We start from the raw sequence: 19,363 nt of genomic DNA on the forward strand, positions 1-19,363 counted from the left end.
TGCGGTCGGGGTAAAATCCATGGCTGCGAAGTTCCTGATTGAGATGCCTCTAACTAGTCCGGCAGACGCGCAAGATCAAGCCAACGGGACGACAGCGCGTCGCGCGCTGGCGTGCCCCATCGGCCGATGCCGTCAGCCCTTGAGCGCGGTGACCACGACTTCGATCAGCGCGCTGCCGCCGAGATCGGCAACGCCGACGGTGGCACGGGTCGGCAGGTTGTCGCCAAAGAACTCGGTCCAGGCCGCGTCCATCTCCTTCTTCTTGGAGAGATCGGTGACGAAGATTGAGGCGCTGACGACGCGGCTCTTGTCGGTGCCGGCCTCCTTCAGATAGCCGGCGATCTTGCCCAGGATGTTGCGGGTCTGATCGCCCATCGAGACCGATGTGTCGTCGGCAATGGTGCCGCCGAGGAAGACGAAGCCGTTGGCCTCGACGGCGCGGTGCATGATGGGCGTGCGGATGCTGCGGGTGATGCTCATGATGTCCTCTTGTTGCTAGAGCGTGGAAGGGTGGAAGCGGTCGATGCCGAGATCGCCGATGCGGGTCTGGGTGCCGCCGTTGACGATCAGCTCCGCCATCACGGCGCCGGCACCGGGGCCGAGCTGAAAGCCGTGCAGCGAGAAGCCGAACTGGTGGTAGAGGCCCTTGTGCCGCGAACTCGGCCCGAACACGGGGATGTCGTCCTTCATCTTCGCCTCGATGCCGGCCCAGGCACGGACGATCGTCGCGCTGCGCATCACCGGAAACAGCTCGAACACCGTGCGCGCGCTGATCGCAAGGCTCTTCCAGTCCAGCACCGTCTCGTTGCGATCCTGATAGGGCGTTGCCAGATGCCCGCCGCCGATCAGCACGGTGCCGTTCTTGAATTGCTTGAAGGAGAGCTTTCGGCCACGCAGGATCACGACGGGATCGATGAAGTGCGGCACGCGCGAGGTGATCATCAGCATCGGCGCCACGGTTTCGACCGGCACCGGCTCGCCGAGCGCAGCCGCGATTGTCCCGGCCCAGGCGCCGGCAGCGTTGACCAGCACCGGCGCGGCATAGGTGTCGGAGCCCACATCGACATACCAGAGGCCGTCGCTGTAGCGGATGTTGCTGGCCGCCACGCCCTCGCGCACGGTCGCGCCGAGCTGTTCGGCCTTGCGCCGGAACGCGGTCGTCGTTTGCGCCGGATTGGCCGCCCCGTCGCGGCGCGAGACAACGCCGCCGGGACAGCTGTCGGCCACCGCAGGCACCAGCCGCCGCAGCTCGGTGGCGTCGATCAGCTCCTCATGGGTGAAGCCGAGCGCATTGAGTTCGGCGACGCGCGCGCGGCAGACCGCAAGCTCGTCCTCGTTTTCCGCGACCAGCACCTGGCCGTGGCTCTCGAAACTGCAATCATCGTCGAGGAGATCGGTGATCTTCTCCCATATCCCCATCGAGCGGATCGAGAGCGGGATTTCGGGGACGTGCCGCGCAAGCTGGCGCACGCCGCCGGCATTGACGCCGGAAGCATGCCGGCCGGCATAGTCCTTCTCGATCAGCACCGGCTTCAGGCCGGCGAGGCAGAGATGCAGCGCGGTCGAGCATCCGTGGATGCCGCCGCCGACGACGATCGCATCCACGTTTTCAGTCATCCGCGCACCACCGCCTTGACGTCGTCTTCGCTCTTCGGGACCGCGGCAAGCTCAGCGAGCGTGATCGGCTTCACCGGCGCGCGCAGCCGGTAATAGCCGATCTCCTGCGGGGTCTTTCCGCGCGCCTGCGCCATTAGCTCGGTGACGGTGAGGCCGCAGAGCCGGCCCTGGCACGGGCCCATGCCGGTGCGGCGATAGGCCTTGAGCTGGTTCGGCCCGGTCGCGCCGATCGCGACGGAGTCGAGAACGTCCTTTGCCGTCACCTCTTCGCAGCGACAGACGATGGTGTCGCCTGAGGGAATGCGGAACTGCGGCGCCGGGCGGAACAGCGTGTCGAGGAAGACGCGGCCGCGCTCGGCCTTGGCAAGATCGGCGCGGAGCGTCGCCATTGCCGGGAGCTTCGCGGCAGCCGCGGGCACCAACGCCTCCACCGCCGCGCGCGCCGCAATGCGGCCGCGGACCACGGCGGCGTTGGCACCGCCGATGCCGGCGCCGTCGCCGGCGATCGCGATGCCCGCGACCGACGATGAACCGTTCGCATCGAGCACCGGCGACCAGCACAATTGCAGCTCGTCCCAGCGATGCTCGACACCGGCCGCCATCGCCAGATTGACGTTGGGCACGACGCCCTGATGCAGCAGCAGGAGATCGGCGGGAAGCGTCTCGCGCTTGCCGCCGGCGACATAGCTCACATTCGCAAGCTGGCCGTCACCCGACGCGGAGAGCTCGGTGACGCCGGAGACGACCTGCACCTTCGCCTTCACCTCACGCATCATCGACAGGCCCTTGGCGAAATAGGGCGAGGTCAGGAAGGCGAAGGCATGGGGGAGCGCGGCGAAATAATTGCCGCGCTCGGTGGTGTCGAGGATGCGGTCGATGCGGCCGCCAAGCCGCAAAATCTGCGCGGCAAGCAGCCAGAGCAGCGGCCCCTGCCCCGCAATCACCGTGCGACCATCGGGCACCAGCGCCGATGATTTCAGCATGGTCTGCGCAGCGCCGGCGGTCATCACGCCCGGCAGCGTCCAGCCCGGAATCGGAAACGGCCGCTCCAGCGCGCCGGTCGCCAGGATCACGCGCTTCGCCTTGACGAAGGCCGAGGCGCCGCCGATGGAGACGGCGATGTCGAGGTTGCGATCGAGGCTCCAGACCGTGGCACGCTGGATGACTTCGGCATTGCTCGCACGCAGCGACTGCACGAGATCGGCGCCGACCCAGTAGTCGTCACCGAGCTGGCTGCGCTCGGTCACCGGCGTCGAAGCGATGGCGCGAAACACCTGGCCGCCGGGGCCGATATTCTCGTCGAGCAGAAGCGTGGACAGGCCGGCTTCGGCGGATGTCGCAGCGGCGGCGAGGCCGGCAGGCCCGGCGCCAATCACCACCACATCGTAATCTTCGCGCTTGGGAGCCACAGTCATCTTCCGATCTCCCGCTTGCCCTTCTGGATCTCGATCTGCATGCCCTCGGCGACGGGCACGAGGCAGCCCTGCCGGTTGCCGACGCCGTCGATGGTGACGAGGCAGTCGAAGCACACGCCCATCATGCAGTAAGGAAGACGTGGTGCGCCGCTCACCGCAGTGGAACGCCGTGCATCCTGGTCGGAGGCCAGCAACGCAGCGGAGACGGTATCGCCCTGACGCGCGGCGACAGCAACGCCGTCGACGAAGATCTGCACTTGCGGGCGTTTGTCCTGTTCGGATCGTCTAAACATGGGATGCCTCTTGGCTCCTTGATATCTCTAGTAGCCGCTATTGTTGGCTGCGCCAGCGCCGCCAAAACGGCTCGCGGAGAACGCGCCGACCAGCTCCGGCTCGAGCGCGCCCTGCGCGACCATCCGCGCGATCTCGAAGGCGTGGTTGGAGGCGAGCGTCACGCCGGAATGGCAGCAGGCGACGAAGGCGCCGGGATGGGTCTCCGACTGGTCGTAGATCGGAAAGCCGTCCTGCGGCATGACGCGGATGCCGGCCCAGCTTCTGATAACGTTGAGCCGCGACAGATGCGGGAACATGCGCTGCGCGCGGTCCGTCATCACCGCGCTGATCGAATGCTTCAGCGTGCGATCGTCCAGCTCCTCCTCCTTGCTGTCGCCGATCATCACCGTCCCCTCGTCGGTCTGGCGGATCGTGGTCAGCGGATGCGGCAGGAACGGCATGGTGCGCTCGGTCACCACGATCTGGCCGCGGGTCGGGCCCATCGGCGCGTAGAGACCGACCATCGGCGCCAGCGTCTGGTTGGCATTGCCCGCGGCCAGCACGACCTTGGCGGCACGCAGCTCGCCCTTCGGCGTGGTCAGGCGGAATTCGCCGCCACTCTTGCTGATCGCCGAAACCGGTTGCTCCGGAAGATAATCGATGCCGAACGCCTTGAAGCCGGTGTGGAAGGCGCGGAACGTGCGCAGCGAATTGACGTGGCCGTCGAGCGGACAATAGCTGCCGCCGGAAACTTCCGGCCCGATCAGCGGCAGCGCCTTCTTCACTTCGGACGCCGGCAGCATCTCCATCTTGTAGTCGGCGGCGCCGACCTGGTTGTGCATGCGCTTGACCAGCTCGGTGCGCTGGCTGAACTCATCCTCGCCGAGAGTGAGATGGAAGCCGCCATTTTGTTGAAGCGAGACATCGAGGCCGGTCTGTTGCTTCAGCTCGGAGGCAAGCCGGCCCCATGCCTGCGACGCCTGCACGGTCCACACCGTATAGGCCGGCATGCCCAGGCCCTTGCTCTGCACCCAGACCAGCGCAAAATTGGCGCGCGAGGCGCGCTTGGTGATGTCGCCTTCGTCGAGCACGGCAACCTTCTTGCCGAGCCGGCCGAGGCCCCAGGCAATGGCGGAGCCGAGCAACCCGCCGCCGACGACGGCGACGTCGTATTCTCCTGACATGAGTTCTCCTATCGTCCCGTATCGCCCTTGCCGGCGAGCACACGGTCGAGCCCGTAGAAGCGGTCGAGCAGAATGAGGGCGGTCATGGTGATCGCGATCACGCAGGCCGAGACCGACGTCACCAGCGGATCGATGTTGTCCTGGATATAAAGGAACATGCGCACCGGCAACGTTTCGGTGCCGGGCGCCGCGAGGAAGACGGTCATGGTCAGATCGTCGAAGGACTGGATGAAGGCGAGCGCCCAGCCACTGATGACGCCGGGCAGGATCAGCGGCAAGGTCACGCGCCGGAACAGCGTCCAGCCGCCGGCCCCTAGCGAGACCGCCGCCATCTCGACCGAGAGGTCCATGCCGGTCGCGGCCGCCAGCGTCAGCCGCAGCGCGAACGGAAACACGATGATGACATGCGCGATGATCAGCGCCGCAAAGCTGCCGCCGAGGCCAGCGGAGGTAAAGAAGCGCAGGAAGGCGATACCGAGCACTACATGCGGGATCATCAGCGGCGACAGGAAGAGGGCTGCGAGCGCGTCACGGCCGCGGAAACGATAGCGCGCGATCGCGAGCGCCGCGGGCACCGCGAACAACAGCGCCACCAAGGACGACAGCGCGCCGAGCCCGAGGCTGACCCAGAAGGCGTGGATGAATTCAGGATAGTTCGCGATCGTCCTGAACCAGCGCAGCGAAAAGCCGTTGGTCGGCAGCGACAGGAAGCCTTCCGGCGTGAAGGCGACGAGGCAGACCACCAGGATCGGCGCCACCATGACGATGACGAAGACGGTGTGGAAGATCAGCGCCAGCGGGCCGTTCCGTCTCATCGGAACACCTCCGCATAGCGCCGCTCGATCAGGGCGTTGCTGCCAACCACGATCAAGACCAGCGCAACCAGCAGCAGCGTGGCCACCGCCGCACCGAGCGGCCAGTTCAGCGTGTTCAGGAACTCGTCATAGGCCAGCGTCGCCGCGACCTTGAGCCGGCGGCCGCCGATGATCGCGGGCGTCGCAAAGGCGCTGGCCGAGAGCGAGAACACGATGATCGCGCCCGACAGCACGCCCGGCATGATCTGCGGCATGATGATGCGGCGAATAGTGGTGATTGGACCTGCGCCAAGCGACATCGCGGCGTTCTCGATCTGCGGATCGAGCCGCTGAAGCGCGGCCCACACCGACAGCACCATGAACGGCATCATCACATGCGCCAGTGCGATCACCATGCCGGTCTCGGTGAACATGAAGGGAATCGGTGCACGGATCAGCCCGGCCGACATCAGGAGCTTGTTGACGAGCCCGTTGTTGCCGCCGAACAGCAGCGCCCAGCCGAGCGTGCGCGCCACCACCGAGATCAGCAGCGGTCCGAGGATGACGAGCAGGAAGAAGCTCTTCCAGCGTCCGCTCATGCGGTTGAGGATGTAAGCCTCGGGCGCGCCCAACAATGCGGTGAGCAGCGTCGTCAGGATCGCGATGCGAAACGTCCGCCAGAACATTTCGGCGTAATAGGGATCGGTCGCGATCTCGTGCCAGTTCTTGAGGATGAAGACCGGCTCGATACCCTTGTACTGGCCCCAATCGTGGAACGACAGCATCACGGTCATCGCGAGCGGAATCAGCAGCACGCCGACGAACAGCATCAAGGCGGGCGCGGAGAGTACCCATGGCGCGCGTGCGATGCGCGCATCGGCGGCCCCCGGCGGAGCCGTGTCTGCGACCGCGCTCATGCGGCAGCTCCGCGCACGCTCATGTCCTCAGGCCGCCAGGCGAGACGAACGGTCTCGCCTTCGGCCGGCTGCGCCTTGCCGTCATTCTGGCGGATCACGATCGCCGGGCCGCATTCGCTGTCGCACTGGAACAGCCAGTGATTGCCCTGGAAAATGCGCGTGACGATCCTTGCGCCGAGGCCGGCGTCGCCAAAACCGATTCTTTCAGGGCGAATGCTGACGGTGACGGGGCCACTGAGGCCCGCCGGCGCCGGCGCGCTCCAGGAGCCCGCCACCACGCGCGCGGGCGTCGCGGTCCGGTCGATCGTCGCCGCAAAGTCGTTGGTCTTGCCGAGGAATTGCGAGACGAAGGCCGAGGCCGGCCGCTCATAGGTCTCCTGCGGCGTGCCGATCTGCTCGATCTTGCCCTGGCTCATCACCACGATGCGGTCGGACAGCGACATCGCCTCGTTCTGGTCGTGCGTGACCAGGATCGTGGTCGTGCCGATGGTGCGCTGGATCTGGCGCAGCTCGATCTGCATCTCCTCGCGCAGTTTTGCATCGAGGTTCGACAGCGGCTCATCGAGCAGCAGCACGCTCGGCTTGATCACCAGCGCACGCGCCAGCGCCACACGCTGCTGCTGGCCGCCGGACATGCGGCGCGGATGACGATCCTCGTAGCCGGCAAGGCCGACCATCGCGAGCGCGGCACGGACGCGCTCGGCCCTTTCAGCGCGCGGCACCTTGCGCATCTCGAGGCCGAAGGCGACGTTCTCCGCCGCCGTCATGTGCGGAAACAGCGCGTAGCTCTGGAACACGATGCCGAGGCCGCGCTTGGCCGGATGGATCGCGGTCAGGTCCTTGCCCTCCAGCCGGATCGCGCCGCGCGTGGGATCGAGGAAGCCCGCGATCATCTGCAGGGTCGTGGTCTTGCCGCAGCCGGACGGGCCGAGGAAGGAGATGAACTCCCCCTTCCCCACCGACAGGCTGAAGTCATCGACCACAGTCTGCACTCCGAACTGCTTGGCGACCCGATCGAGCTCGAGATAGGCCATGACGCTGTCTCCGCCGCGAACGATCAGCGTTCGACCTCGCGATTCCAGCGCTTGGTCCACTCCTCGCGCTTCTCGTTGATGACCGTCCAGTCCGGATTATAGAGCTTCGCCGCGCGCTCGCCGATCGGCGCCATCTTGCCGAGCTCCGGCGGGATCACCAGCGATTTCAGCACCGGGCCATAGCCGTAATCCTTGAGCATCACGAGCTGGATCTTGGGATCGAGCAGCATCTTGACGAAGCTGCCCGCGAGCGGCGAGGCGTTCGGCTTCGTGATCGGGCAGGCGGTCGTCAGCAGTGTCGCCGCACCCTCCTTCGGATAGACGAAGTCGACTGGGAAGCCGGTGTTGGCGAAGCTCTGCACGCGGCCGGTGCCCCACACCGCGATCACGGCCTGACCGGACTGGAACAGCTCGGTCATCTTGCCCGGCGACGGCTCATAGGCGAGCACGTTCGGATTGATCTGCTCCTTGAAGATCTTGAAGCCGGAATCGACGTTGGTCTCGCCGCCGCCGTTCATCTTCGACAGCATCACCAGCGCTTCGAGGCCGTAGGTGTTGTTGATCGGCGGGATGACCAGCTGCTTGGCGTATTTCGTGTCCTTCAGGTCGTTCCACGAGGTCGGCGGCGCCCAGCCTTTCTCCGCAAACACCTTGGTGTTGTACATCAGGCCGGTCGCGACGATGCCGATCGCCACCGCGCGATCGTCCTTGAAGCGGGCGGTGTCGTAGAGATCGGCCGGCAAGCCGTCGAGCTTGCCGCAGAAGCCGAGCTGGATCGCCTGGTACATCGGACCGTCATCGACGATGGCGACGTCGATCTGCTGGTTGCCCTTCTGCGCCTGGAGCTTGGCCAGAGTGTCGGTGGAGTTGCCGGCGACGTACTCGACCTTGACACCGTTCTCCTTCTCGAAGGCCGGGATCACCTCGTCGCGGATGGTCTTCTCGAACGAGCCGCCGTAACCGGCGACATAGAGCGTTTTCTGCTGGGCCGAGGCGGCCGAAATGCCGGCGGCGAGCGCCGCGATGCTGACCGCTGTCAGAAGGCGAAGAGTCTTCATGTGGTCCGATCTCCATACCGGAATGAGGTGACGTGCCGACAAATCTCCGGCCGAAGCGCCTTCCGCATTTCCTTCCGCGCAAACCCTCCCCGATCAGGGCTCCGGCCCCTGTTCGGCGGATTTTGGCGCGATCTGGAGGGTTGAACCCCTCCAATCTGCCGAAAAAGCGGGCTGTCTCCAGTCCTGATGAAAAAGATCGCAAACCCAAGCTTCCATCGTCCAATGAATAATGGCACCCTCTGCATGCCTAAATGTTATGAATGGAATCCTGAATGGTACGGATCAATTCGCGGCAGGTGGAGGCCTTCCGGGCGACGATGCTGACCGGCAGCGTCACCGAGGCAGCGAAGCTGATGGTGGTGACGCAGCCGGCGGTCAGCCGGTTGCTGCGCGACTTCCAGGCGCTGTTGAAGATGGAGCTGTTCGAGCGGCGCGGCACCGGCCTCGTGCCGACCGCCGCGGCGATGGCGCTCTATACCGAAGTGGAGCGCTCCTTCGTCGGACTCGAACGCATCACCGCAGCGGCGGAAGAAATCCGCGGCCGCCGCACCGGCTCATTGCGAATTGCAGCACTGCCGGCGCTGTCGAACGGCTATCTGCCGCGGCTTACCGGTCACTTTCTGAAGGAGCGGCCGAACCTCAACCTTGCCTTCTTCGGCGTGATCTCGCCGATCGTGGTCGACTGGGTGCTGAACAATCAGTGCGACGTCGGCTTTGCCGAGGTGCCGATCGCGCATTCCGGCCTGCCGAGCCAAAGGCTGCCAGCGCCGGCGCGCGTCGCGGTGCTGCCGACCGGTCATCGCCTCGCCGAGAAGGAAGTCTTGGAGCCGCGCGATTTCGAGGGCGAGACGTTCATCTCGCTGTCGGCGGGATCGTCGAGTCGGCACCTGGTCGACCAGATGTTCCATCGCCACGATGTCCGCCGCGTGCTCAGGGTCGAGACCACGCTGTCGGAGATCATGTGCGGCATGGTGTCGTCAGGCCTTGGCGTCGCCATCTGCGATCCGTTCACCGCGCAGGAATTCTCCACCCGCGGCGTCGTCGTGCGCCGCTTCCTGCCGCGCATCGACTTCGAATTCTCCGCGGTCTTTCCGGCGCAGCGCAGTCCCTCGCCGGTGGCGCTGGATCTGGTCGAGACCATGCGCAAGTCGCTCGCGGAGTTCGAGGATTAGAATGGCGCTCAGCCGTTGAACGCGGCCTGCGCCTCCGGCAGGTCCCAGATCTTGCCGATCGCGGCCGTGCCCGCCGCCGTAATCGCAGCCTCGTCAGCGCCGAGATAGCGGCCGGCATCGACCAGCACGCGGCCGTCGACCATGACCTGATCGATGTTGGCGCGGTTGGCGAGCGCGATCAGCGCGCGGCGCGGGTCGAACAGCGGCTGGAGATGCGGATGGGTCAGATCGACCACGGTGAGGTCGGCGGTCGCGCCCGGCTCGATCCGGCCGAGGTCCGGCCGCTTGATGACGTCGGCGGCCACGGCCGTGTTCGCCTCGATCAGCTCCGGCGAATTGGCGACATCGGCGCGCTGGGACGTGATCTTGGAGATCAGCGAGGCGGCATTGAGCTCGCCGAGCAGATCCATGTTGTAACCGTCGGTGCCGACCACGGTGCGCACGCCGTGCTCCGCAAACCGGCTGAACGCCGCGGTGACGCCGGCGCGCGCGAACACGCGCGGACAATTCAGAACGGTCATGCCGCGCGCGGCCATCAGCTTGAGGTCGTCGTCGGTGCTGAACATGCAATGCGCCGCCATGAGATCGGGCGCGAGCAGGCCGAGCCAGTCCAGATATTGCGCCGGCGTGCGGCCGCCATAGCGCTTGCCGATGGTCTCGACCTCGGCACGGCTCTGCGCCATATGCGTCGTGATGGGAACGCCGAGCTCGCGCGCCCGCGCCGCGCAGGCCTTGAGCAGATCGGGGCCGCAGGTGTCGGTGGCGTGCGGGCTCATCGCGAGGCTGATGCGGCCATCGCCGCGATTATTCCAGCGTTGATAGAGCGCATCCCAGGTCGCCATGTCGGCGGTGCCGTCATCGCCGGAATATTGCACGACGCCGTCCGGCCCCGCCTTGGCGTCCGACGTCGAGAACAGATAGGGCGCGCCGTAGAAGCGGATGCCCATCTCTTCCGCCGCGTCGAACATCTCGGGGATCGAATTGCGGAACGGCTCCATCACCGTGGTGGCGCCGCCCTTCAGAAGCTGGAGGATGCCGAGCCGGGCGACCGCCATGCGCTCCTCCGCCGACAGGATATCGGCGCCGCGTTTGGTCAGCGGCAGCAGCACCGTGTAGACGATGCTCTGGTTGTTCTTGCGGCCGTTGCCGTCCTCGCTGTGGCTGCGCGCCACCGCTTCGGAGAAGCAGTGGTTGTGCAGGTTCAACAGGCCTGGCAGCACGAAGCGGCCGGGACGGTCGTAGGTTTGATCCGCGCTCGGCCTGTCGCGCGTGATTGCGGCGATCCTCTTGCCTTCGACCAGGACCCAATGGTCGCGCAGCACATCCTGCGCGCCGTTTTTCCGTGACAGCACATAGCTGCCGAAAATTGCGATCGTGCTCATGCGGGGCGTACGTTCCAGAAGACGGCGGTGCCGTCGAGAATGCCGGTGATGGCCTTGCGATAGGCGGTCGGCTGCTTGTACAGGCCGATCGGAATATAGGGAATTTCCTCGAACGCGACCGCCTGGATCTCGCGGCAGATGCGCTGCTGCTCGGCAAGCTGGGAGGCCGCCAGCCACTGGCTGCGCAGCGCCCCCATCTTCTCGCTCGCATACCAGCCGGCGACCTTGCCCTCGCCGCGGATGTTGGTGTTGCCGGCCGGATTGAGCCAGTCGATGCCCTGCCAGTTGCCGACCGCAGCACTCCAGCCGCCCTGCCCGATCGGGTCCTTCTTGAGCTGGCGCTGCAACACGACGGCGAAATCGAGCCCGGCATATTCGACGTTCATGCCGGCCTTGCGCAAGCTGTCGACCGCGATCTCGCCGAGCGGCTTCTGCGCGAGCGAGTTGGTGGGGACGAGCAGCACGATCTTCTCGCCATTGTACCCGGCAGCCTTCAGATCCGCCTTCACCTTGGCGTAGTCGCGCGGGCCGCGGAACACGTCGAGACCGACCTCGCTCGCCATGGGCGTCCCCGGCGCAAAGTAGCCGATCGGCGACACCTGGAAGGCCGGATCGGTGCCGGCGACCGCGGTCATGAAGGCGGACTGGTCGATCGCACCCAGCAGCGCGCGGCGGATCGCGGGATTGTCGAACGGCGGCTGGAGGTGATTGAGGCGCAGCATGCAGGCATAGCCTCTGGGATCGAGGATACGCGTGTCGATGTCGCCGGCCGCCTTGATCACCGGCAACAGATCGTGCGGCGTGGTTTCCTGCCAGTCCTGCTCGCCGGTCTGGAGCGCGGCGACGCCAGTGCCGGCATCGGGCGTCGTGGTCCAGACCACGCGGTCGTAATGCACGATCTTCGGTCCCGCCGTCCAATCCGGCTTGCCGTCTGTGCGCGGCTGGTAGCGCTCGAACTTGGCGTAGGCGTTGCGCGCGCCCTGCACGCGCTCGTCGGCGAGATAGCGGAACGGGCCGCTGCCGATGACTTCGGTCAGCGGCTTGAACGGATCCTGGCTCGCCAGCCGCTCCGGCATCATGAAGCAGGCATTGATCGCGGCCTTGCCGAGCGCCTGCGGCAGCAGCGGGAACGGACGCTTGAGGCGAAAGCGGATGGTGCGGTCGTCGGCGGCCGAGAGCTCGGCGGTCGCCTCCATCAGCTCGCCGCCGAAGCCGTCGCGCGCCGCCCAGCGGCGGATGCTCGCAACGCAGTCGCGGGCGAGCACGCGTTCGCCGTCATGCCAGAACAGGCCATCACGCAAGCTGAGATCCCACTGCAGCCCGTCACCGGAGATGACATGGCCCGACAGCATCTGCGGCGAGACCTGGAGCGAGGAGCTCATGCCGTAGAGCGTGTCGTAGACCATGAAGCCATGGTTTCGCGACACCTGCGCGGTCGAATAGATGGGATCGACGAAGGCAAGGTCGATCACGGGGATGAAGCGCAGCGTGCTCTGGGATTCAGCACGGACGATGCCCGGTAGCGAAAGCGCCGGCATGGCGGCAGCGGCCTTGAGCAGCGAGCGGCGGGAGATGGGCATGACAAGAGGCTCCTGACGGACCTTACGTATTCAACAAGACCGCGCCGATCGCGGCCGCAACAGCCTGCTGCGTCGGCTCGACCACGGGCACGCCGATCGCCTCCGCAATCGCCGTGCGATGCGAGGCCATGCCGGCGCAGCCCATCACTACGACATCGGCGCGGCACTGCGTGACCAGCGCGCGGCCGGCGTCGATCAACCGGCCGCGGATGTCGGCGCCTGCCGTCTCCGCCGCGCTCGCACCGACCGACCAGCTTCCGGCATAGCGGCTGTCGACGCCCATCACCCGCGCCATGCGCTGCTGGCGGCGGATGCTCGACGGCGACAGCGCGATGACGCCGAAACGCTCGCCGAGCATCAGCGCGCGAAAGATGCCGCATTCTGCGATGCCCAACACCGGACGGCCGCCGGCGGCCTCGCGCACCGCATGCAGGCCGGGATCGCTGAAGCAGGCGAGCACGAAGGCATCCGCATCGTCGCGCGCGACGCGATTGACCAGCGGCATGACCACGCTGTCGGCATCGCGCTGCGAGCTGATGCCGGGCGGCCCCTCGGCAAGGCCGACCACCTCGATATCAGGTCCGCCGGAGATCCGCAGCGGCGCGACCGCGTCGTCGATCGCCGCCGTCACCGACGCCGAGGAGTTGGGGTTGATGACGAGGATGCGGCGGCGGGTCATGGCTTGGCTCAGCGGTTACCGGCTTCGTGGCGCAGGAAGTTTTCCGCGATCTTCTTGCCGGTCGTGATCCAGACATCCGGGCAGGACTTCGCGTAGGTCAGGAACTCGCGCAGCAGGCGCAGCCGCATCGGACGGCCGCTGCATTGCGGATGCAGCACCGTCGTCACCATCGCGCCCCAGTCGCGCACCTCGTCCAGCTCGTCCTTCCAGAGCGAGAGCACATGCTCCTTGGGGAAGATCGAGCGCGGGCTGAAGCGCGCGGACAGGCCATGCATCCAGTCGTCATAACTCGCGGTCACCGGCAGCTCGATCGTGCCCGGCTTGCCGTCGGCGAGGCGATGGCGGTAGGGCCTGACGTCGTCGCGGAACGAGGAGGTGTAGACGATGCCGTGCCGCACCAGCGCGACGCGCAGCTCCTCGGTGAACTCGCCGTATGGCGCGCGATAGCCGGTCGGCTTGACACCGAGCCGGCGCTTCAGCGCCTCGAAGCCGCGCTCCAGCTCCTCCTCGATCCAGGGATCGCCGGGATCGGGCAAGAGATGGTGATAGCCATGATGGCCGATCTCATGACCGGCCTTGAGAATGGACTCCGCCATCGCCGGATGCGCGTCGACCGACCAACCCGTGACGAAGAAGGTGGCCTTGAGATCGAGCTGATCGAGCAGCTCCAGAAGTTTCGGCGTGCCGACGCGGGCCTCGTAGCCGCCATAGCTCATGGTGATGAGCCGCTGCGCGTGCACGGCGTCCTTGCTGGTCCACGCGCTCTCCGCGTCCACGTCGAACGACAGGAACATCGCCGACTTGTACGGCTTGGGCCAGGGGTATTCCGGCGCGGGATCCGCAGTGTTGGCCGGAACGAGCGGAATGCTCTTGAGTGCCTTACTGTCCAGCATTGATGGTCGCCTTCTCTAATCCGTTGTCGTTGAGTTTCCACTTGGCAAGCAGGGTACGATACGTGCCGTCGGCGATCAGCGCATCGACCGCCTCGAGAATGGCCTGCTGAAGTGCCTTTTCCTTGACCGGCAGGGCGATGCCCGTGAACTGCGTAGCGAACGGCTCGCCGACCGGCGCATAAGTGCCCGGCTCGAGGTCCATCAGGTAGGGCAGCGTCTCGTTGCCCTGCACGGCGGCGTCGATACGGCCCTGCCTGAGCTGCGTGCGCGCATCCGCCGAGCCGTCCGTGCCGACGAACTGGATCGGATTGCTGCCGCAGTTCTTCTGGCTCCACTTGTCGATCTCGGCCGGAAACATGGTCCGGCGGCTGGCGCCGACCTTCTTGCCGCAGAGCGCAGCCATGTCCTTGAACTCGGACGCACGGGACTGCTGTACGAAGAACTTTGGACCGCTGCGCAGATAATCGACGAAGGACGCGATCTCGTGCCGGCTCGCATAGTCGGTGAAGCCGGACAGGATGGCATCCACCCGCCCCGTCGAAATCGACGGCATGAACTCGGCAAAGCTGGTCTCGGTCCATTCGATCTTGACGCCGAGCTTGCGGCCGATCGCCTCGCCGAGATCGACGTCGAATCCGGACAGCGCATTGGTGGCGGGATCGCGGAACTCCATCGGCGGATAGTTCGGCACCAGCGCCACCTTGAGACTGCCGCGCTTGACGATCTCCGCCGGCAGCTCGATGGCCAACGCCGAAACGGTCATTGCACCAACCAGCGCCGCCGCAACCAAAAGCCTCTTCATCACCACACCCCCAATGTCAGATCACTGCCGAAAGAAATGCCTTGGTGCGCTCCTCGCGCGGCGTACCCAACACGTCGGAGGCGCGGCCCTGCTCGACGATCGCGCCCTGGTCCATGTAGACGACGCGGTCGGCGACCTCGCGCGCGAAGCCGAGCTCATGCGTCACCACCATCATGGTCATGCCGCTCTTCGCCAGCTCCTTCATCACCGCAAGCACCTCGCCGACGAGCTCGGGATCGAGCGCGCTGGTCGGCTCGTCGAACAGCATCAGCATCGGCTTCATGGCGAGCGCCCGCGCAATCGCCACGCGCTGCTGCTGGCCGCCGGAGAGCTGCGCCGGATATGAATCGGCCTTGGCCGCAAGCCCGACGCGACGAAGCAGCTCGAGCGCCTCGGCGCGCACCTCGTCAGATTTGCGCCCCTGAACCTGCGTCGGGCCTTCGGTGATGTTCTCCAGCGCGGTCTTGTGCGGAAACAGATTGAAACGCTGGAACACCATGCCGGTCTTCAGCCGCTGCCGCCCGATCTCGCGCTCGCTAAGCCTATGAAGCCGCCCGCTCTGCTCGCGCACGCCCAGGAGCTCGCCGTCGAGCCAGATGCCGCCACTGTCGATCGCGGCGAGCTGGTTGATGCAGCGAAGCAGCGTTGTCTTGCCCGAGCCGGAAGCGCCGATCAGGCACATCACCTCGCCGGGCCAGACGTCGAGCGAGACGCTTTTGAGAGCCTGGAACTCTCCAAAATGCTTGCTGACGGAGCGGATCGCGACGAGAGGTTTTGTCATCGCGCAAGCCGCAATGTGCCGCGTGCAAAACGGCGTTCGAGCAGCATCTGGAGCGGGGTCAGGATCGAGACCACGAGCAGGTACCAGAGCCCGGCGACGATCAGCAGCTCGATGACGCGGGAATTGGCGTAGTAGATATTCTCGGCGTTGTGCAGCAATTCCGGATACTGGATGACGCTCGCGAGCGAGGTCGCCTTCACCATGCCGATGAACTCGTTGCCGAGCGGCGGGATCACCACGCGCATCGCCTGCGGCAGCACGATCCGCCGCAACGCGCGCAGCCGTCCCATGCCGATCGCCTGCGCCGCCTCATATTGCCCGATATCGACCGACAGCATGCCGGCGCGCATCACTTCGGAAGTGTAGGCGCCCTGGTTGATGCCGAGTCCGAGCAGCGCGGCGAGAAACGGCGTCATGACGTCGACGGCGCGCGCGCTCCACAAGCCCGGAATGCCGATGGTCGGAAACACCAGCGCGAGGTTGAACCACAGCAGCAGTTGCAGGATCAGCGGCGTGCCGCGGAACAGCCAGGTGTAGCCGGCGGCCACCGTCTTCAGCACCGGATTGGGCGACAGCCGCATGATCGCCACCACGATGCCGAGCACGATGCCGAGTGCCATCGCCAGCACCGCCATCACCATGGTGTTGACGATGCCTTCGAGGATGACCTTTACCGTCAGGAAACGGCTGACATAAGACCATTCGATCTGACCGTTCGCAAAGGCGCGCGCAATCGCCGCCAGCACGAGAACGATCAGGGCCGCGCTGAACCAGCGGAACCAGTGCGGCTCGCGCGCGATCCGCATCCCCGACAGATCAGGGAAACCCTCCGCGAGTGCCGGAGCCGGCCTCATTGCGGCGCCGCGTTCAGCATGGGCTGGGCGACCGCATTCGCGCCAAGGCCCCATTTGTCGAGAATGGCCTTGTAGGCGCCGTCGGCGATCATTGCGGTGAGCTTCTCGGTCACCACCTCGCGCAGGGCCGAATCGTCCTTGCGGAACATGATGCCTTGATAGCCCTTGGCGAAGGCCTCGCCGACAATGCGGTATTTGCCGGGCTCTTGTGTCTGCGCATAAGGCAGCGTCTCGCTGCCCTGCACGGCGGCGTCGATGCGGCCCTGCTTGAGCTGGTTGCGGACGTCGATCGAGTTCTCGCCCGGCACGTACTGGATCGCGGGCTTGCCGGCCGCCTCGCAATTCTGCTTGCTCCACTTCTCGATCTCGACCGGGAAGCTTGTGCTGCGCGTGGTGCCGACCTTCTTGCCGCAGAGATCGGTCGCCGCCTTCGCCTCGCTCTCCGCCATCACGAAGAACTGCGGGCCGGTCGCGAGATAATCGACGAAATCGGCGGTCTCGCGCCGCGAGGCGCGGTCCGAGATGCCGGAGATGATGAAATCCGCGCGCCTGGTCTGGAGCGACGGGATCAGCTCGGCGAACGGCGTCTCGCTCCAGACGATCTTGAGGCCGCCGAGCCGCTTGGCAAGCTCGTTGGCGAGATCGATATCGAGTCCGACGAGCTCGTTGGTCGCGGGATCGCGATATTCCATCGGCGCGTAGGTCGAGTTGACCGTGAGCTTCAGCGCGCCCGCCTGCTTGATCTCCGCCGGCAGTTCGGCGGCTTGCGCGGAAGCGACTGCGGCCAGTGCGGCAAGGCCGAGAGAAAGCGAGAGGCGTGTCATGTCAGCTCCAATCTTTTCCTTTGCCGATCTTTCCCTTTTGACGACGCTTGCCAGCGCCGTGCCACCTGTTCAGTCCGCGTCGAGAACGGCCGGCTCGATGACGCCGGCGCGTTCGGTGATCACCCTGTATTGCTCGGGCCGCCGGTGGGCGGCGAAATTGAACATCTTGTCCTTGCCCTGGCGGCAGAGGTCGAGATCGATGTCGGCGACGATCACCTCGTCCGCGAGCGTCTGCGCCTGCGCGACGATGCGGCCGTTGGGATCGACGATGCAGGAGCCGCCGATCAGCCCGGAGCCGTCCTCCTCGCCCGCCTTCGCCACCGAGATCGCCCAGGTCGCGTTCATGTAGGCATTGGCCTGCGTCACCAGTGTCGAGTGGAAGGTGCGCAAGGCGCCGTCTTCGGTGGTGCCACCATTCGGATCGTAGGCCGCCGAATTGTAGCCGATGCAGACGAGCTCGACGCCCTGCAGGCCGAGCACGCGCCAGGATTCCGGCCAGCGGCGATCGTTGCAGATCATCATGCCCATGATGGCGTGGGCCCAGGCCGATCCGGCGCGGAAGGCGGGAAAGCCGAGATCGCCATATTCGAAATAGCGCTTCTCCAGCTGCTGGTAGCGCGCGCCCGGACGCGGCTCGACCGAGCCCGGCAGATGCACCTTGCGATAGCGGCCGAGAATCTCGCCGTCGCGATCGACCAGGATGGCGCAATTGTAGCGGCGGCCGTCCGGCGTCAGCTCGGCATAGCCGACATAGAAGCCGACGCGCAGTGCACGCGCACGGTCGAACAGCTTCGCCACGGCCGGGTTCGGCATGCCGCGCTCGAAGTAATGGTCGAGCGCCTCGCCTTCGAGCAGCCAGCGCGGAAAGAAGGTGGTGAAGGCAAGCTCCGGAAACACCACGAGGCTGGCACCGCGGCCGGCGGCCTCCTCCAGCAGTGCAAGCATGCGCGAGAGCGTGTGCTCACGCGAGTCTGCTTTCTGCGTCGGGCCCATCTGGGCGGCGGCGGCGCGAAGGACACGAACCAAGATTGCCTCCAATCTGTGCGCAGTGCTGCCTCAATGGGCGAATGAACCCTTTGATGCGACGTGCAAATCCGCTTCCATTACGCGGAAGCGGGGCTGCAAAATCAATTCGTTCTGTTATGATCTTTTGGCCCAGAGTATAACCGGCAGTGATATGAACCTGCGTCAGCTCGAGATCCTGCGCGCCGTCATCCGCCACCGCACCACGGTCGCGGCGGCGGACGAGTTGGCACTGTCGCAGCCCGCGGTCAGCAACGCGCTCAAGACGATGGAGGCGCAGGCGGGGTTTGCGCTGTTCGAGCGCGTCAACAACCGGCTGTTTCCGACTGCGGAAGCGATGGCGCTCTACAAGGAGAGCGAGGCGATCTTCGCGCTGCACGCAAAACTCGAGAACCGCGTGCGCGATCTGCGCGAGAACCGGTCCGGACATCTTGCGATCGTGGCAACCCCGCCGCTTGCCTACAGCATCATCCCGTCCGCGCTATCCAGCTTCCTGCGCCGCCGCCCGGAGACGCGCGTCTTCTTCGACGTGCGGCGCTACGAGGGCATCATCGAGGGCGTGCTCAGCCGTGTCGCCGAGCTCGGCTTCGCGCTCGGGCTGACGCATCATCCCGGCATCGCGCATGAGGTGGTGCACACCGGCGAGATGGTGTGCGTGCTGCCGCCGCAGCATCCGCTCGCCGACCGGCCCGTGATCTCGGCGGCGGATCTGTCCGGCCTGCCCTTCATCGGGCTCGAGCGCGGCACGCGGCTCGGCGAGGCCGTGCGCGACAGCTTTGCCCGCGCCGGCGCGCCGCTCCAGCCGACGGTCGAGGTGCGCTACTGCAACACCGCCTGCGTGCTCGCCGCCGCCGGCGTCGGTGCCGCGGTGGTCGATCCGTTCTCGCCGCGGCAGAACGGCGGCAATGGCCTCGTCGTCCGGCCGTTCACGCCGACGACCCACGCGGTCGCCTACATGCTGTGGTCGGAAGCCGAGCCGCTGTCACGCCTCGCCAAGGCCTTTCTCAACGAGGTGCGGAAGGAGAGCGCGCTGCTGGAAAGCACAGCGCCGCACCAGCAACATGGGGCAGAAAGCGACTGA

General features: G+C 66.0%; 20 protein-coding genes. 2 read left to right on the plus strand and 18 right to left on the minus strand.

All coding sequences use genetic code 11. The features are described 5' to 3' along the window. Positions 1-132 precede the first annotated feature (132 nt). Genes A3M7_RS0120745 through A3M7_RS0120785 form a run of 9 tightly spaced genes read right to left on the minus strand, consistent with a single transcriptional unit; the run spans position 133 to position 8,292 of the window. On the minus strand, positions 133-480 hold the full coding sequence (locus A3M7_RS0120745; RefSeq protein ID WP_027545617.1) for a RidA family protein: 348 nt from the start codon (positions 478-480) through the stop codon (positions 133-135). A 15-nt stretch (positions 481-495) separates the two neighbouring features. Then, complete coding sequence (locus A3M7_RS0120750) at positions 496-1,617, minus strand: FAD-binding oxidoreductase (RefSeq protein WP_027545618.1); 1,122 nt, start codon at positions 1,615-1,617, stop codon at positions 496-498. Further along, complete coding sequence (locus A3M7_RS0120755) at positions 1,614-3,032, minus strand: (2Fe-2S)-binding protein (protein ID WP_027545619.1); 1,419 nt, start codon at positions 3,030-3,032, stop codon at positions 1,614-1,616. The genes A3M7_RS0120750 and A3M7_RS0120755 overlap by 4 nt, the downstream gene beginning before the upstream one ends. Further along, positions 3,029-3,325, minus strand: a complete 297-nt coding sequence (locus A3M7_RS0120760) for a (2Fe-2S)-binding protein (protein WP_027545620.1) — start codon at positions 3,323-3,325, stop codon at positions 3,029-3,031. Before A3M7_RS0120760 ends, A3M7_RS0120755 begins: the two co-directional genes overlap by 4 nt. A gap of 27 nt (positions 3,326-3,352) precedes the next feature. Next, entirely contained in the window at positions 3,353-4,489 is a 1,137-nt protein-coding gene (locus tag A3M7_RS0120765) for an FAD-binding oxidoreductase (RefSeq protein ID WP_027545621.1), read from the minus strand. A gap of 8 nt (positions 4,490-4,497) precedes the next feature. Then, positions 4,498-5,304 (minus strand): ABC transporter permease, encoded by an 807-nt coding sequence (locus A3M7_RS0120770; RefSeq protein ID WP_011089929.1) that lies wholly within the window; start codon positions 5,302-5,304, stop codon positions 4,498-4,500. After that, on the minus strand, positions 5,301-6,200 hold the full coding sequence (locus A3M7_RS0120775) for an ABC transporter permease (RefSeq protein WP_011089930.1): 900 nt from the start codon (positions 6,198-6,200) through the stop codon (positions 5,301-5,303). Before A3M7_RS0120775 ends, A3M7_RS0120770 begins: the two co-directional genes overlap by 4 nt. Next, the gene (locus A3M7_RS0120780) at positions 6,197-7,234 is read right to left on the minus strand and encodes an ABC transporter ATP-binding protein (RefSeq protein ID WP_027545622.1); all 1,038 of its coding nucleotides are present in this window, start codon (positions 7,232-7,234) and stop codon (positions 6,197-6,199) included. The genes A3M7_RS0120775 and A3M7_RS0120780 overlap by 4 nt, the downstream gene beginning before the upstream one ends. Positions 7,235-7,257: 23 nt before the next feature. After that, the gene (locus A3M7_RS0120785; protein WP_027545623.1) at positions 7,258-8,292 is read right to left on the minus strand and encodes an ABC transporter substrate-binding protein; all 1,035 of its coding nucleotides are present in this window, start codon (positions 8,290-8,292) and stop codon (positions 7,258-7,260) included. Positions 8,293-8,564: 272 nt separating this feature from the next. Here A3M7_RS0120785 and A3M7_RS0120790 point away from each other — a divergent pair, with 272 nt between their 5' ends. Continuing rightward, a complete protein-coding gene (locus tag A3M7_RS0120790) occupies positions 8,565-9,464 on the plus strand; it encodes a LysR substrate-binding domain-containing protein (protein ID WP_027545624.1) in 900 nt (299 codons plus the stop codon). Positions 9,465-9,472: 8 nt separating this feature from the next. Here the strand turns inward: A3M7_RS0120790 and A3M7_RS0120795 are convergent, their stop codons facing one another. From A3M7_RS0120795 to A3M7_RS0120835, 9 genes are all read right to left on the minus strand, one after another. Next, positions 9,473-10,846 carry an amidohydrolase family protein gene (locus A3M7_RS0120795; RefSeq protein ID WP_027545625.1) on the minus strand — a complete coding sequence of 458 codons (1,374 nt, stop codon included), beginning with the start codon at positions 10,844-10,846 and terminating at the stop codon, positions 9,473-9,475. Then, the gene (locus tag A3M7_RS0120800) at positions 10,843-12,426 is read right to left on the minus strand and encodes an ABC transporter substrate-binding protein (protein ID WP_027545626.1); all 1,584 of its coding nucleotides are present in this window, start codon (positions 12,424-12,426) and stop codon (positions 10,843-10,845) included. The genes A3M7_RS0120795 and A3M7_RS0120800 overlap by 4 nt, the downstream gene beginning before the upstream one ends. Before the next feature lie 22 nt (positions 12,427-12,448). Further along, on the minus strand, positions 12,449-13,105 hold the full coding sequence (locus A3M7_RS0120805) for an aspartate/glutamate racemase family protein (protein WP_027545627.1): 657 nt from the start codon (positions 13,103-13,105) through the stop codon (positions 12,449-12,451). A gap of 8 nt (positions 13,106-13,113) precedes the next feature. After that, the gene (locus tag A3M7_RS0120810) at positions 13,114-13,998 is read right to left on the minus strand and encodes a polysaccharide deacetylase (RefSeq protein ID WP_027545628.1); all 885 of its coding nucleotides are present in this window, start codon (positions 13,996-13,998) and stop codon (positions 13,114-13,116) included. Further along, positions 13,985-14,800 (minus strand): ABC transporter substrate-binding protein, encoded by an 816-nt coding sequence (locus A3M7_RS0120815; protein WP_027545629.1) that lies wholly within the window; start codon positions 14,798-14,800, stop codon positions 13,985-13,987. The genes A3M7_RS0120810 and A3M7_RS0120815 overlap by 14 nt, the downstream gene beginning before the upstream one ends. A gap of 16 nt (positions 14,801-14,816) precedes the next feature. Then, positions 14,817-15,581: an amino acid ABC transporter ATP-binding protein gene (locus tag A3M7_RS0120820; protein WP_027545630.1), complete on the minus strand. Its 765-nt coding sequence runs from the start codon at positions 15,579-15,581 to the stop codon at positions 14,817-14,819. Further along, positions 15,578-16,435 carry an amino acid ABC transporter permease gene (locus A3M7_RS0120825; RefSeq protein WP_027545631.1) on the minus strand — a complete coding sequence of 286 codons (858 nt, stop codon included), beginning with the start codon at positions 16,433-16,435 and terminating at the stop codon, positions 15,578-15,580. The genes A3M7_RS0120820 and A3M7_RS0120825 overlap by 4 nt, the downstream gene beginning before the upstream one ends. After that, positions 16,432-17,259 carry an ABC transporter substrate-binding protein gene (locus A3M7_RS0120830; RefSeq protein WP_027545632.1) on the minus strand — a complete coding sequence of 276 codons (828 nt, stop codon included), beginning with the start codon at positions 17,257-17,259 and terminating at the stop codon, positions 16,432-16,434. The genes A3M7_RS0120825 and A3M7_RS0120830 overlap by 4 nt, the downstream gene beginning before the upstream one ends. A 69-nt stretch (positions 17,260-17,328) precedes the next feature. Beyond that, positions 17,329-18,285 (minus strand): N-carbamoyl-D-amino-acid hydrolase, encoded by a 957-nt coding sequence (locus tag A3M7_RS0120835; protein WP_084302340.1) that lies wholly within the window; start codon positions 18,283-18,285, stop codon positions 17,329-17,331. Positions 18,286-18,436: 151 nt separating this feature from the next. Between A3M7_RS0120835 and A3M7_RS0120840 the strand changes: the two genes are divergently transcribed. Further along, the gene (locus A3M7_RS0120840) at positions 18,437-19,363 is read left to right on the plus strand and encodes a LysR family transcriptional regulator (protein ID WP_027545634.1); all 927 of its coding nucleotides are present in this window, start codon (positions 18,437-18,439) and stop codon (positions 19,361-19,363) included.

It is taken from the genome of Bradyrhizobium sp. WSM2254 (assembly GCF_000472645.1).
Taxonomy (GTDB): Bacteria; Pseudomonadota; Alphaproteobacteria; order Rhizobiales; family Xanthobacteraceae; genus Bradyrhizobium; species Bradyrhizobium niftali.